The following is a 13300-nucleotide window of genomic DNA, read 5'->3' as shown; positions in this document are numbered from 1 at the left end:
TACCTCCTCGATGAACTCCCTGACATGACTCCATCCTTCCCAAGGAACGGAGTCTCCGGACACGCCGGGGGGATTCAGTTGCTTGCTCCCGGATGACGTTGACATCCAGGTTTCCGGTGGGCGGGTCGACCCGGACCTGCCACGCCCGAGGTGCCTGACGGCCGGCCTTGAGACGGAACGGAAGGCAGCCGGCTTCGACGAACATCTCGTGCCGCGGCCGAACCGAGCGATGACGGCGCCATCGTGGAACGGCGCCGCTCCTCTCAGGTTTGGGTGGGCGTTAGCAGCCGGCGTGGCCGATTTCCTAACCCGGTCGCCGGCGTCGGGTGCGACGACGAGCACCGTGTCCACTCGGCGGTGTAAGGCCGAGGTGAACAGTCGGCACGGCGTGCGCCAGTCGGGTGGGCAGCCTTACCGATCCGGCGAAATCGCATTCGACCCGCGCTCAGGTGCTGTCGGCCACGAACCGAGTGGCGATTTGGGCGGACGTCGAGCGCAGTGACGTGGCCGCGTCGGCCCCCTCCGTCGATGTGGTGTACCCGAACCGCAGCTGATCCACGGCTGAAAGGGCGACTGCGTGGTCTTACCGCCCGGTACCCGGCTTCTCGTCGTGGCCGCCGAACTGTTTGCGCATCGCCGAGACCGCTTTGTCAGCGAACTCGTTGAGGTTTCGGGAGGTGAACCGCGAACTGAGTGCGGCGGTGATCACCGGCGCGGGCACCCCCTCCTCGATGGCGGCGATCGCCGTCCATCGGCCTTCCCCGGAATCGGACACCCGGCCCTCGAACGCGCTGAGATCCGGCGATTCGACCAGAGCTGCGGCGGTCAGATCGACCAGCCAGGAGCCGATCACGCTGCCGCGCCGCCACACCTCGGCGATCGCCGGCAGATCCAGGTCGTAGCGGTAGAACTCCGGATGAGTCATCGGCGCGGTCTCGGCGTCCCCGCTGACTCCCTCAGTGACCCCGATGTCGGCGCGGTGCAAGATATTCAAACCTTCGGAGATCGCGGCCATCATCCCGTACTCGATCCCGTTGTGCACCATCTTTACGAAGTGCCCGGCTCCGCTGGGCCCGCAGTGCAGGTAGCCCTTCTCCGCCGCGGCCACCTCGCCGTCCCGGCCCTGGGTGCGCTCGGCGGCCTGCACGCCCGGCGCCAGCGCCGCGAAGATCGGCTCCGCCGCTGCGTAGGCGGACCGGTCGCCGCCGATCATCAGACTGAAGCCGCGTTCCAGCCCCCACACCCCGCCGCTGGTTCCACAGTCCAGCAAACGAATACCCTGCTGAGCGAGCTGCTCGGCATTCCGGACGCCATCGCGGTAGTAGGAGTTGCCACCGTCGATGACGATGTCGCCTTCGTCGAGAGCATCGGCCAGCTCGGCGATCACCGTGTGGGTGATTACGCCGGCCGGCACCATCACCCACACGACCCGCGGGGCGGCCAGCTTCGACGTGAGTTCGGCGATCGACTCGGCTCCGGCCACGCCCTCGGAAACCAGTGTCTCCACCGCGGCTGTGTCGCGGTCATAGACGACACAGTCGTGGCCGGCGCGCATCACCCGGCGCACTAGGTTGGCCCCCATCCGGCCCAGGCCGATCATGCCCAGCTGCATCGCTGTCCTCCTTGCCATGGCCCGGGTGGCGACCCGGTCCTGATTACTTATCCGCAGTGGTGCAGCCTGGGTTCGGGTGCACCAGCTTCTCGGCCGCCACTCCACGAGCAATGCAAGTGGCGCTGCTCCGGCGGCGAAATCTCCAGTAGCGGTCGGTGGATCAGCTCTCCTCCGACGCATCCCTAGCCGGTGAGCGATTGACGATCCGCCACAGCCGGGTATGTCGTGCAACAGCACTCGTAGTGTTGCGGTGAATCGCCGAGGTGCTCGACCCACGGCATGTCCACGTGCGAGGGGAAGGCAACGCCCCGCTAGCCGGCCTCAGGGCCCGTCAACCGCACGACGCGCCAACCCGACACGTGAGGAAGGTCAACGGGCGCGCCTTGGTACCGGCCTGCGGAACCGCCCGGCCCCCTTTAGCCAGAGCTACATCCGGCCACACAACACCAGATCATCCGCGCGCCACTTCCACCATTTCGAAATCGGACTTGGCCGCTCCGCAATCCGGGCAGACCCAGTCGTCGGGGATGGCGTCCCAGCGGGTGCCTGGTGCGAGGCCATCCTCGGGCCAGCCCACGGCCTCGTCGTACTCGAAACCGCATTGCATGCACCGGAACAGCTTGTAGTCACTCACTGCCGTTTACTCCTAACTTTGTGGCGATTCCGTTTTCCTGTCCGAGAGAAGACTGGCGTTACTGTGGCGGGTAGTTCGGCGGGGGGTACACACCGCGCAGAATCCAAGCGAACCAGTTGACCCCGAACTCGATCTCGTCACTGCCGTCATAGTCGGGGGTGGGACCGATGGGAAGATTCGCTGATGCGTCAGGCGGCGGCGCCGGGGCGATGTCCGCCTCCCCTGCCTCATCTCGCTCTGGTTGCCCATAGACGGCAACCACGACCGTACGGTCCATGCTGTTTTCTGACCACACCCCGATCTGGGTGTTGGCGCAGTTGGACATGACCGCGAAATCCGATGGGTTGTGATACCACCGGTTGATCAGGTCAACACCGCTAATCGCGTTGGCAGGGTGGATCGCCACCGTTTCGGTCGCCTGACCGTGATAGCCGGCCGCGTGGGCGCGTTCTTGTGGGCCGGAACCGTCTGAGCCGACGTCACCGTCGAGGTTTCGGTTGTTCATCAGATCCCTCGTGTGCCACTCGGCGGCGAGTTGCAGCTGCGGGTTGATCCTGACGTCGTTGGTGCAGCCCGCTTGTTGCTGCACGGTGTAGACGTTTGCGACCACACCGTCATTGAGTCGCTTGTTATCGCCTTGAGCAGCTGGCGGGCCCGCCAACAGGCCGAGCGCCACGATAGCCGAAACAGCCACGACCATTCGCCAGGACAACATGTCACCCTCCTGCTTTTCCGGTCGCGCTGGGCAATTGACGATGGTGTGCTGCGGAGTTGCGCAACTGCCAGATCAGGTCGGGGCACAGTTCGTTGACCGCCTGCGATATCAGGTACGTGGCCTGATAATCATCCGAGGTGGCGAAGTCGACCTTCACTTCGTTCATCACCTCGGTATAGCCACGGCCTTCAGCTACTTTGTCGCAGATGCCGTATCCGTAAGCCAAAGCTGCGTCGGCATCGGCGAAGTTGTAGCCGGGCCGCATCGTCACTCCGACTAGATAAGCCAACGCGTCGGCCTGGGCGCGGGGTGGCACCGCAACCGCCGCGGCACCAGCCAATACGACCACGACTACGCCAACACAGGTCAACGATAGGGCTCCGCGATGAAATGGGTGCCGAATCATGGCCGACTCAGACCGGCTCGAACTCGGAGATCAGCCACCGGTCGTCGACTTTGTCGAGGGCGACCCGCACCCTGGAGGCGGTGTCCGTAGGTGCGTCTTGGCCGACGATGACGGTCTGATTCACAAACAGCAGAACGACGGCGTGGCTGCCGGTCACCGATACCGATGCCGCACCAGGAACGGTGGCGACCGTAGAAATCTGCTTCTGCTTGGCCCCCGGAATCACCACTTCCTGGGTCAGCTCCGTATAGGAGTCCAAGAAGGTGCCGGTCAACCGGCTGCGCGCGGCGTCAAGGTCGCTCGCCACCGTGTCAGGCTGGTAGGACAGCAGCGCGATCGTCCCCTCGGTGGCGGCCTGCGTGGCTTCCACGCCGGCCCGCTGAGCTTGACCGGCCGAAAAGGCCTGCCACTTAGCGAATCCCACTGTCAACGCCAGGAGGAGCACCACACCGGGCAGAACGGCGTAGGCGATCACCGTCGACCAGCCGACCGGCCGCCTCAGCGGCCACAGTCGGTTTCGAAACGCTGGCGCATCAGCTTCCGCGGCCGCTCGGGTGACCTCGACCGCGTCCCCGCCGTCTTCTTTCACGGCGGCTATCAGCGTCCCGTCGACAGGCGACTTGCCGACCGTATCGGCCTTTACTGGCTCATCGCCGAATCGAACGCTCAGGAACTTCATGCCACAAACTCCACGTTCGAAACCTTCAGCTGGTCGTCCGTCTTTTGGACCGTGATACGCATCCGCCATGCTCGCGGGGTCTGCTCAGGAGCGGCCGCATTCACCGTCTCCACGTTCACTGCCACCAACACCTGTGCGCCATCAGGGGTCTCCGACTCCAGGCCGGCTTCGGCGATCGTCCCGGTGGTGGTCGCTTGAGCTTGTCTGACGATGTCGATGAACGACTGGGCTCGTTCGGCGAAGTCGTCATAGAAGGGACCTGTCGCGCTGCCCAGAATACGTTCTACGTCAGTGTCTGCGTGCTGCCAGTCGATTGTTGTCAGGTTCAATGCTCCTTGCCGAGCTACCTGCAGAAATTGACTTCGCTGAACCTGCGCCTGGTGAAATTGGTAGGCGCGCCATCCCCACCATCCGGCCAACCCCGACAAGGCAACGATCACGGCCAGGCCCACCAGCATCACCCGCTGCGACACCGACAGGGGTCTTCTCGTCTGCGCAACGGAAGCACCGGCGGCGGGGTCCGCATCGGACTCGACAGCCTCGACGTCGTCGGTCTTCTCGGGTTCGACAGTTGCGACGTCCTCCGTCGCTTCGGCTTCAAGGCTGTCCTCGGCCTCCACGACTTCCTTGACGTCGCGTTCCCGGATCAGTTCGGAACCTGTCGCTAATCGCATACTGCCTTCCGTTCTTCGTGGTCGGTGCGGATATGGGCCGACTAACTGCCTGGCGGCAGCAACATCGCTTCCCACGTCAAGTCTTTCGGTGCAGTCTCGGCCAAATCCGATTGCGTGTACTGACGCCCATCGGGTCCGATATAGCTACCTGTGGCAGGGTCGTATTCGACGACTGCTATCGGTGGCGGCGGGTCGCTGAGACCGGCTTCCGGCGATGCCTCGGGGGGCAGCTGCGGGATGTCCTGACCGGTGATGGTCGCATTGGGGTCGCCCTTCCAATTGAAGCCGTCGTTGAGCGGCACGTACGCTTCGTCGCTTTCACACATCTTCACGGTGGGCGCCCGCTTGCCCGGCACGGTTGCGCACGGGAGGTTGCGGGCACCACGCACTGCGAGCGGCGAGTCTTGCGGCACTCGGCAGTACAGGTCGCCGGGCGGCAGTTCCGGGTAGTCCTCGAAGGACGGGCTTCGCTGCTGCTGAGCAGGCAAGTACCCGGTTGTGCACGACGGCGGCAGGTTGAGGTTGAGGTTGAAGCTCAGGTAGATGCCCATGTAGTCCTGTTTGGTGTTCACCTGGGCGATAATCGCGCCGGCTTCGACGGCGATGAGCTGCGGAGCCAACACCAGAATCTGTTCAATCGAATGTTGGTAGGTAAGTGCAACATTGCTGACGCTGGCCAAGTTGGCCAGCAGGATCGGCAAGGTGGGCTGCACCCGTTCGATCAGTTGGCGCACCTCACCCAATGCCGGTCCGCCTTGGTCGATGATTCCGGCGACGGCCACGTCGTGATCCCGCAATTCCGCGGTAACCGTGGCCAGGTGTGCAGCCCAGCCTGCAATGGCATCGGAGGTCTCTGTCTGTGAGTCGAGGACCGTCTTGGATTCGTCGATCAGCGCGATCAACGGGTCGAGATTCTTCCGTGCATCGCTCGCCAGCTTCGACCCGCCTCTGACAATCTTGGATAGCTCCGCGCCGAGACCACCCACCGCGATATAGGACTCATCGATGACTGTGCTGACGTTGTCATGGGGCACCGCGCGCAGACCGCCGACCAAACCGTCGAGAACGGTGTTGATGTCAGGCGGCACAGAAGTGTCATCCAATGAGATCACGTCGCCGTTTCTCAATGGTGGCGCGGTGTCGCTGCGTGGCAGCAGCTCGACATACTGTTCGCCGATAGCTGACTGGCTGTGTACCTCCGCCTTGAGGTCGGATGGGATATCGATACCGGATTGCAGCGCCAAGACCGCTTCTACGCCGGTGTCAGTCAACTCCACTGACTGCACCCTGCCTACGGTGACCCCGCGATAGGTGACGTTGCCGGAACCATACAACCCGCCGGTCTCGGACAGTTCCATCCGCACCGTATAGCGGCCCACCCCGAAAAGTGTTGCGGGCAACTCCATAAACTGCACCGCCATTACCCCGATCGCGGTCAACGCGACGACGATGAAGAGGAACAGCTTGCGCCTCATTTCGCGGCTGAGGTACACGTCAGCGCCCCTGATCCCAGTTATACGGAATAGCAAGCGGATTGCCCTGGTTGAACGGACCGCCGGCCAGGCACGGACTGGGGAACTGGCCGATCGTACGACCCCACTGCAACTCAAGCTCAGTCAGATTGCACTCAAAGCGCGAACCCGTAAAAATCCCCGCGTCGATCCGGCTGAGGGTGAGGTCCACGACGGCCGTCAGATTCGCGTGATCACCCCGCTGCCATTTTTCGATCGTTTCATTCGGGAAGGGATAGGTCGGAATGAGACCGAGCGCTCGGGTCAGGCTGGGCCCGGCGTTGGCCAAAGACTCCAGCACGGGCCCGATTTGCTCCAATTCCTTGACCAGATTCACCTTGGTCTTGTTGACCGTGTCGACGGTCAGCGCGCTGAATTTACCCAACTGGTCGGCTGCCTCGACCAGGTTCTCCCGTTCGTCGTTGAGCACGGCGAGCGCCTCAGGAATAGTCTTGATCGCCCGATCCAGGACGGGTTGTTGCTCAGCGAACTTTCCTACCAGCCGGTTGACACTCTCGGCCGCAGCGATGATGTCATCAGTCTGGTCACTGACGTTCGCAGTGAAGATTTTCAGCTGTTCGACCAGGTCACGAGCCTCATCCTCGCGGCCGTCGAAGGCGGTGCTGAGCGCCTCGGTAATGTCCTGAATTTGGCCCAACCCACCGCCGTTGAGCACCAGCGACAGCGCCGCCAGCGTCTGTTCGAGGGTCGGATAGGCATCAGCACGAGACAACGGAATGAGCGAGCCATCACGTAACTCGCCCTTCGGCGCTTCGTCCCTCGGTGGCGCAAGCTCGATATGCAACGCGCCCAACAGGGTGGCCTGACCGATCGTAGCGGTTGCATTGGCGGGTAGGTCGACGCTTCGATCGAGGCTCATCGTCAACAAGGCGTGCCATCCCTGACGTTCGATTCTCGTCACATGACCGACGGTCACGTCGCCGACCCGTACCCGCGAATTCGACTGGAGGTTCCGAACATCGGCCATTTGCGCCTGGACCGCGAACGACCCCGAGCCGCTGCCCGGCAAACCGGGCAGCGGCAAGCTGTTGAGCCCACGCCAGCCGCAGCCAGACAGGCCGACCACCAGCATGATCGCCACCAGGCAGGCTGCCCCGCGCCGCGATCTGGTCAACCTCATTTGTCCGCTCCTTGCGGGACCATGAGGCCGGGTAAACCGGCGGCGGGATCGGTGGCGACTGTCTCAACGGGCAGTGGCTCTGCCTGCTGCTGCGGCGGAGTGGGCGATGAATCATCGGCTGGCGGGACGAAATCAGGACGCATCCAGTCCTCACTGTAGGTGACCTCATTGGGTCTGGCCTGTGCGCCGACAAAGAGGTTCTCGCCGATCGGTAAGAAGTTGTATTGACGGTTCTTCACGATCGGCGCCAAATACTGGGTGCACAGTTTCGCCGCCTGTTCCGCGCCCAAGCGAGAAGCAGCCTGTACCGCACCGCATAGGAAGGAAACCGGGTTTGCGAAATTGTTTAGCATCAACACGCCGGTCAGCGAACCATTGGCGGGTTCGTAGATGTTGTTGAAGTTCACCATTGCCGTCGGCAAGACATGTAGCACCTGTTCGACGTCGCCAAGGCTCTCGACTAGGGCGGTGGTGATCGACGTCAGTCTGTCCGATGCGAGACCGACCGACTCCCTGTTGTCGGCTACAAAGCTGCCGACATCAGCGATGACTGCATTCAGGTCAGTGACCGCTTGAGCAACCTTGTTCGGGTCGTCGGCCAGAACTGCTGACACCGCAGCCAGGTTCTGGTTCAACTGCTTGAGCAAGGCACTGCTGTCATGCAGTGCCGACACGAGTGTTGACAGGTTTTTCACCGTGGAAAAGATGTCGTCACTGTGGTCACCGAGCGCTGACACCGCGGTCGACAGCTTGATGACCGTGTCACGAATGTTTGCGCCCTGCCCCCGCAGATTGTCCGCGGCGCTGTCGATCACCGCGCCCAGCGTGCTCACCCCACCGGGTTCGGTAGGCCGTAACATCTCTGTGAGGCGCTGGATTTGCGCCCGCATGTCATCCCATTCGACCGGTACCGCGGTGCGCTCTTGAGGAATGACCGCACCGCTTTGCATCGCGGGCCCGCCAGTGTAGGCCGGCGTCAGCTGCAACGCTCTGCCGCTCACCAGCTGTGGGGACAAGATGACGGCCTTGGCGTCCGCCGGCACCGCGTATCTGCGATCGAACCAGAATGAAATCTTGACCCGATGCGGCTGTGGTTCGATCTTGTCGATCCTGCCGACACGTACACCCAGGATTCGGACGTCATCTCCCGGGTATAGGCCGGTGCTGTTATCGAAGTAGCCGACCACCGGAACGCGGGTGATCCGATCTTTCGCCGGTAGGACGACGAATAGCGCGCCGACCAGGACCAACGAGAGAACTCCCGCCAGAATGACGTGGGCGTGTCGTTGCGCGACCGTCCGAACCTCTCTCAACCGGGCCATCATCGTTGCCCGTCCGGTGGTACTTCTCCCGGCGCCGGCACGTAAACGGGCGTGGGTGTCGGTTCGGGGATGGATGCTGCCCCCGGCGGGAGGGCGGGCGGTCCAGGTGGCGGGCCTCCTGGAGGCGGGGCCGGGGGCTCCGGCCGATAGGGGTAGCGACCCGGAGATTGCGCAGGCAGGCCGGGGTCGATATTTCCGGTGATCGCGTCGGGGAGGTTCAACCGCGGCTCACCACCCTGACCCGTCCGCGGATAGGGCACCGGCAGCGGAGGAGTCCCTGGCTGGCCGACTTGCGGGTCGCTCAGTTGCGACGGCAACAGCGTAGCGGGGTCCAGTCCCAGGTCGGAGAAGGCAGCGTCGACAAACGGCTGGACGAACTGCCCCGGCAGAAGGTTCACCACATAGGCCTTGAAGAACGGCCCCGAGGCCACCGTCTCACCGAGCCTCATCGCGTACGCACCGAGCCCTTTAATCGCTTCTTGGACACGCTCCTTGCGATTGTCAACGATCGCGAGAACGCCGTTGAGCTTGTCCAGCGTCGGGCGTAGTTGCTGACGGTTTTCGGCGATGAACGCCTTCAATTGCCGTGACAGCGCCGAAATATTTCCCGCGAGCTGCCCTAACGCGGCGCTTTCCTTTCTCAACTGCGCCAAAAGTGCGTTGGTGTCCCGTACCAAGCCGACCACCTGGTCGGTGCGCTTGGACAGCACTCCCGTCGCCTTCGCCGCGTTGTCCAATAGGCTCCGCAGCTCGGTGTCGCGTTCGGCGATTATTTCCGAGAATCTCCCGACACCCTGAACCGCATCTTTGAGAGCCGGCGGGGTATCGGCGAAAACCTCGGCCACGGTGCCAAGCGCGTCGGACAGCTGGTCGGTGTCCAACCCGCTGATCTTGGCGGTCAAGTCGCCCAGAGCGTCGGGAAGTTGGTACGGAGATACCGTCCGGTCGATCGGGATCGGACCAGCCAGCGGCCGGTCGCCGTTGGGCACAACATCGAGCATCTTGGTGCCCAGTAACCCCTTGGTTTTGATCGACGCTGTGCTCTGGTCGCCCAACCGAACGTTTCCGCCGATGTTGAATTTGACCAGTACTCTCGGCCCGTCCAGTGAAATGCTGGTCACCTTCCCCACGGGGAAGCCCGAGACCTCCACACCGGCACCGGTGAACAGACCCCCGGCATCGGCAAAATAGCCGGAGTATTCGCGCCCGTGTTTGAAGAACGGCAGCTTTTGGTTGAACAGTGCGGCCGCCACGATTCCCCCGACAAGCAAGATGCCGACGATGCCCAGCCTGAAGTGATCGCGTTCCGCGAACGGTTTCATCGCTCGCATCCGTTCAACAAGCGATCTCATTTGGGCGCGCACCTTCCTGTGCTCTGGCCGGCCACCTTCGTGTACACAGGCTGACCGCCCTTGCCGTTGAGTTTGATGATCACGTCACAGAAGTAGAAGCTGTAGTAATCGCCGTAGATAGCTTGGCGGTTCAGCGCCCGGTACTTGTCGGGCAGCACCTCCAGCAAGTTGTCCAAGTACTCCTCATCGGCCAGTACCTGCGCCGCAGTGCGATCGGTTTCATAGACCACCTTCCGAACCGGTTCGCGCGCCTGGGTCAAGAGGTCCGCGATCGAACCGGCGGCGGCGTTCGTGTAGGCCACGGCGTTGGAGATGTCGTTCTTGCGTTCCGCGAGCCCCTGGACCAACTCCGAGAGCGAGACCACCGCTTTATCGAGTTGATCAGTCTGGCCGCCGACCGTCCCCAACACCGCGTCAAGGTTGTCGATGAGCTGTCCGATCAAAAGATCGCGGTCGGCCAGCGTGTCGGTCACCGTGCCGGCTTGTTCCAGAACCAGCGCGATCGCGGGTCCTTGGCCTTGGAGCGCGGTGACCAACTGGCCGCTCAGCGCGTTGATCTGGTCGGGATTGAACCCGCGGAGCAGTGGACGGAAGCCCCCCATCACCGAATCCAGATCCAGCGCTGGCTTCGTGCGGGACACCGGGATCGTGTCGCCGGGTGCGAGCGCCCGGAGGTCTCCGGCCCCCTCCTCAAGCGCCAGATAGCGACCGCCGATCAAATCGTCATAGCGGATCTCGGCCCGGGTACCCTCGGTCAGAACCGCTGAGGCTTCGGCCTCGAATTCAACCCGCACCGTTGCGTCCTCGTTGACGACGATGCTCTTAACCTTGCCAACCTCCACCCCGGCGATCCGGACGAAGTTGCCTTCCTTCAGGTTGGACACATTGGTGAATTCGGCGTTGTAGGTCTTGCCGTCACCGAACCGAACCTGAGCGAAAACCACCATCAAGGCGAAAGTGCCGCACAGGCAGGCGGTCACGAAGACGCCGACCCGAACAATGATGCCCGTCAGGTCCTTTCGCATCAACTTCCCTCCTTTACGGGTACCTAGGTGGCTTATGTCAGATCGGCTGCGGTCACGGTGGGGACGCCTGACCGGAATCGGCCGGCGGCACCCCAGGCCACAGTGGCACCCCGCCGGGGCCGTACAGCGGCGCACCGTAGGGAGGTGCGCCCGGGTAGGGCTCCGGGCCGACCGCCGGCCCAGGTATGCACTGACGGATGCTGGGCGGCTCGGGCACCGCGCGAGTCACCGGAAAGTAATCCGCCCAGCAAGGCTGCCCGATGCCGGGATTGGGTCGGATGTCCACACCCGTCCCCCACCCCGTGTCGGTGATCAGTTGGCGCACCGGGAAGTTCTTGGTGGGGTCCGGCAACGAGCCGCACCCGGGTTGGCCGCCGGGCCCGCCCTTGGCCGCGACAACCGGCAGGTTTTCCGGATACTTGTAGGGGTCATTACCGAGAAGCAGCGCTACGTCGAGGACCAACGAGCGACCGTCGGCGCCCCACACCGAGGACATCGAGTTATCGAGCACCCACGTAGCGCCTTGGAGCGTGCAGGTGTACACCGGGTTGTACTTGAGCAGCAGGTTCGTGGTGGGTTCGAGAGTGTTGATAGTTTCAACGAAGCTGTCCTTGCTCGCCGTAAGAAGGCTCGTCCCCGCGCTCGAGAGTCCGACGGTGTTCAGCAACAAGCTGTCCAGCGAGTCCGAGTGGTTCACGATGGTCTCGCTAGTGGTGCTGACAGCGTCGAGAATCGTCAGGATATCCGGCGCGGCCGCGTCGTAGGTGTCGCCGAAGTTCTTCATTGCCTGCCAATCCGCGCGAACGGTCTCGCTTCGTTCGTTGAGCGCCAGCAGCACCTGATGGAGATCGGTAATAGCTTCGCCGATCTGCTCGCCCTGTCCACGTAGCCCATCGGCCACCGCGGTCAAGACGGCGTTCAGTTTGGCCGGGTCGACCATCTCGAGCAGATCAGCGACGCTTTTCAGGACAGTGTTGACCTCGGCGGTGACATTGCTGGAATGCAATACCGCGCCGGCAGTCAATCGGTCCGAGCTCGGCTCGGGGGGCGGGATGAGATCAACGAACTTGGCGCCAAATGCGGTGAGGACGCTGATCTTCGCCTCGACGTTTGCCGGGATGTTCCTGATTTGGTCCGGTTCGATCTGCAGTTGAAGAGCAACGGCGTCATGGCCGGAATTCGCCTTACCGACGCGACCCACCTGCACGCCGCGCATCTTGACCATCGCGCCGATCTCCATCACCAGACCCGAGCGGTCCGACACCAGCGTCACCGGCACATAGGACTGAAAGGTGCCGCGGAAGAACGCCGTTGTCACGAAGAGGAACAGGCCGATGGTCGTCAGGAGAATGACCGTCCACACCGCGCTGTGGATCCGATCGAGGCCCCGTCTATTTTTCATCGTGCTAGCCGGCCAATCGGATGTTGCCGTCTTGCCCGTAGACGGCAAGAACCATCATGACAATGGCGAGCGAGGCTACCGACATGGAAGTTCGCACTGCGACTCCGACAGCATCACCCACACCTGCCGGTCCGCCTGCCGCGTGGTACCCGCGAAAGGTGTGGATCAGCATGATTATCAGCGTCACAGCAACGATCTCGGAGAGGGACCAAACCAGGTCGGCGGTATGGAGAAACGTATTGAAGTAGTGGTCATAAACGCCGGAGCCTTGGCCATAGATGGCAGTCGTACCGATACGCGCGGCCCCATAGGCAGTGAACAAACCCACACACCACAACGGGATCACCACGATCACGCCGGCGACAACCCTAGTGCTGGTCAAGTAGGCGACGGCGCGGATACCCATCACCTCGAGGGCGTCGATCTCCTCGTTGATCCGCATCGCGCCCAGTTCAGCGGTGGCGCCCGCGCCGATCGTCGCGGCCAGAGCGACTGTAATGGTCCCCAATTGAATGACGCGCGGATTAAAGAAGGCCGACGCTGCCCCAGTCAGCGCTTCCACCCCGACGGCTTGGAACTGGTTGTAGCCCTGGACCGCAACCAAGGCGCCGGTAGTCAGTGTCAGCATCCCGATGATCACGACCGAACCGCCGATCACTGCGAGTGCCCCGACCCCCAACCCCATTTGGGCGATCAGGCGCAGTATCTCCGCTCGGTACCGGACAACCGCGTGGGGAATGGAACTGAGGGTGGCGACGTAGAACCGGGTTCGGTCGCCGGTCTGGTTCCACCTCCCCACGAGCATATTCATCGCGTGCTGCGCCCGA

Annotated in this window: 13 protein-coding genes; all 13 read right to left on the bottom strand. The window is 62.9% G+C overall.

The features are described from left to right. Positions 1–583: 583 nt before the first annotated feature. Positions 584–1612 (bottom strand): phosphogluconate dehydrogenase (NAD(+)-dependent, decarboxylating), encoded by a 1029-nt coding sequence (gnd, locus tag AWC30_RS09035; RefSeq protein ID WP_085109867.1) that lies wholly within the window; start codon positions 1610–1612, stop codon positions 584–586. Between the two features lie 451 nt (positions 1613–2063). Continuing rightward, the gene (locus tag AWC30_RS09030) at positions 2064–2246 is read right to left on the bottom strand and encodes a rubredoxin (protein WP_085109866.1); all 183 of its coding nucleotides are present in this window, start codon (positions 2244–2246) and stop codon (positions 2064–2066) included. Positions 2247–2304: 58 nt separating this feature from the next. Beyond that, entirely contained in the window at positions 2305–2961 is a 657-nt protein-coding gene (locus tag AWC30_RS09025; protein WP_085109865.1) for a CAP domain-containing protein, read from the bottom strand. A 1-nt stretch (position 2962) separates the two neighbouring features. Next, positions 2963–3367 carry a DUF732 domain-containing protein gene (locus tag AWC30_RS09020; protein ID WP_085109864.1) on the bottom strand — a complete coding sequence of 135 codons (405 nt, stop codon included), beginning with the start codon at positions 3365–3367 and terminating at the stop codon, positions 2963–2965. Positions 3368–3374: 7 nt separating this feature from the next. Continuing rightward, positions 3375–4046 (bottom strand): hypothetical protein, encoded by a 672-nt coding sequence (locus AWC30_RS09015; RefSeq protein WP_234808009.1) that lies wholly within the window; start codon positions 4044–4046, stop codon positions 3375–3377. Then, complete coding sequence (locus AWC30_RS09010; RefSeq protein ID WP_234808008.1) at positions 4043–4720, bottom strand: Rv1363c family protein; 678 nt, start codon at positions 4718–4720, stop codon at positions 4043–4045. Before AWC30_RS09010 ends, AWC30_RS09015 begins: the two co-directional genes overlap by 4 nt. Positions 4721–4761: 41 nt before the next feature. Then, positions 4762–6195, bottom strand: a complete 1434-nt coding sequence (locus AWC30_RS09005; protein ID WP_275993397.1) for an MCE family protein — start codon at positions 6193–6195, stop codon at positions 4762–4764. A 19-nt stretch (positions 6196–6214) separates the two neighbouring features. Beyond that, entirely contained in the window at positions 6215–7324 is a 1110-nt protein-coding gene (locus AWC30_RS09000; RefSeq protein WP_372507087.1) for a virulence factor Mce family protein, read from the bottom strand. A 44-nt stretch (positions 7325–7368) separates the two neighbouring features. Continuing rightward, positions 7369–8697, bottom strand: coding sequence for a virulence factor Mce family protein (locus AWC30_RS08995; RefSeq protein WP_085109861.1), 1329 nt, complete (start codon positions 8695–8697; stop codon positions 7369–7371). Then, positions 8694–10016, bottom strand: a complete 1323-nt coding sequence (locus AWC30_RS08990; RefSeq protein WP_085109860.1) for an MCE family protein — start codon at positions 10014–10016, stop codon at positions 8694–8696. The genes AWC30_RS08995 and AWC30_RS08990 overlap by 4 nt, the downstream gene beginning before the upstream one ends. Positions 10017–10042: 26 nt before the next feature. Further along, positions 10043–11071, bottom strand: coding sequence for an MCE family protein (locus AWC30_RS08985; protein ID WP_085109859.1), 1029 nt, complete (start codon positions 11069–11071; stop codon positions 10043–10045). 52 nt (positions 11072–11123) lie between these two features. Next, on the bottom strand, positions 11124–12473 hold the full coding sequence (locus AWC30_RS08980; RefSeq protein ID WP_085109858.1) for an MCE family protein: 1350 nt from the start codon (positions 12471–12473) through the stop codon (positions 11124–11126). Between the two features lie 4 nt (positions 12474–12477). After that, on the bottom strand, positions 12478–13284 hold the full coding sequence (locus AWC30_RS08975; RefSeq protein ID WP_234808007.1) for an ABC transporter permease: 807 nt from the start codon (positions 13282–13284) through the stop codon (positions 12478–12480). Between the last annotated feature and the right edge of the window lie 16 nt (positions 13285–13300).

This window comes from Mycolicibacillus trivialis, from assembly GCF_002102395.1.
In the GTDB taxonomy this organism is placed as follows: Bacteria; Actinomycetota; Actinomycetes; order Mycobacteriales; family Mycobacteriaceae; genus Mycobacterium; species Mycobacterium triviale.
Note: the sequence above shows the minus strand (reverse complement) of the source record. Positions and strands in the feature narration are given on the sequence as shown.

Bases quoted from the DNA above. Each gene is read 5' to 3' on its own strand.
- AWC30_RS09000 (WP_372507087.1), bottom strand. From the start codon at position 7,324: ATGCTGGTGGTCGGCCTGTCTGGCTGCGGCTGGCGTGGGCTCAACAGC.
- AWC30_RS08990 (WP_085109860.1), bottom strand. From the start codon at position 10,016: ATGAAACCGTTCGCGGAACGCGATCACTTCAGGCTGGGCATCGTCGGC.
- AWC30_RS08995 (WP_085109861.1), bottom strand. From the start codon at position 8,697: ATGATGGCCCGGTTGAGAGAGGTTCGGACGGTCGCGCAACGACACGCC.
- AWC30_RS08975 (WP_234808007.1), bottom strand. From the start codon at position 13,284: ATGAATATGCTCGTGGGGAGGTGGAACCAGACCGGCGACCGAACCCGG.
- AWC30_RS09010 (WP_234808008.1), bottom strand. From the start codon at position 4,720: ATGCGATTAGCGACAGGTTCCGAACTGATCCGGGAACGCGACGTCAAG.
- gnd (WP_085109867.1), bottom strand. From the start codon at position 1,612: ATGCAGCTGGGCATGATCGGCCTGGGCCGGATGGGGGCCAACCTAGTG.
- AWC30_RS08985 (WP_085109859.1), bottom strand. From the start codon at position 11,071: ATGCGAAAGGACCTGACGGGCATCATTGTTCGGGTCGGCGTCTTCGTG.
- AWC30_RS08980 (WP_085109858.1), bottom strand. From the start codon at position 12,473: ATGAAAAATAGACGGGGCCTCGATCGGATCCACAGCGCGGTGTGGACG.
- AWC30_RS09020 (WP_085109864.1), bottom strand. From the start codon at position 3,367: ATGATTCGGCACCCATTTCATCGCGGAGCCCTATCGTTGACCTGTGTT.
- AWC30_RS09015 (WP_234808009.1), bottom strand. From the start codon at position 4,046: ATGAAGTTCCTGAGCGTTCGATTCGGCGATGAGCCAGTAAAGGCCGAT.
- AWC30_RS09025 (WP_085109865.1), bottom strand. From the start codon at position 2,961: ATGTTGTCCTGGCGAATGGTCGTGGCTGTTTCGGCTATCGTGGCGCTC.
- AWC30_RS09005 (WP_275993397.1), bottom strand. From the start codon at position 6,195: ATGAGGCGCAAGCTGTTCCTCTTCATCGTCGTCGCGTTGACCGCGATC.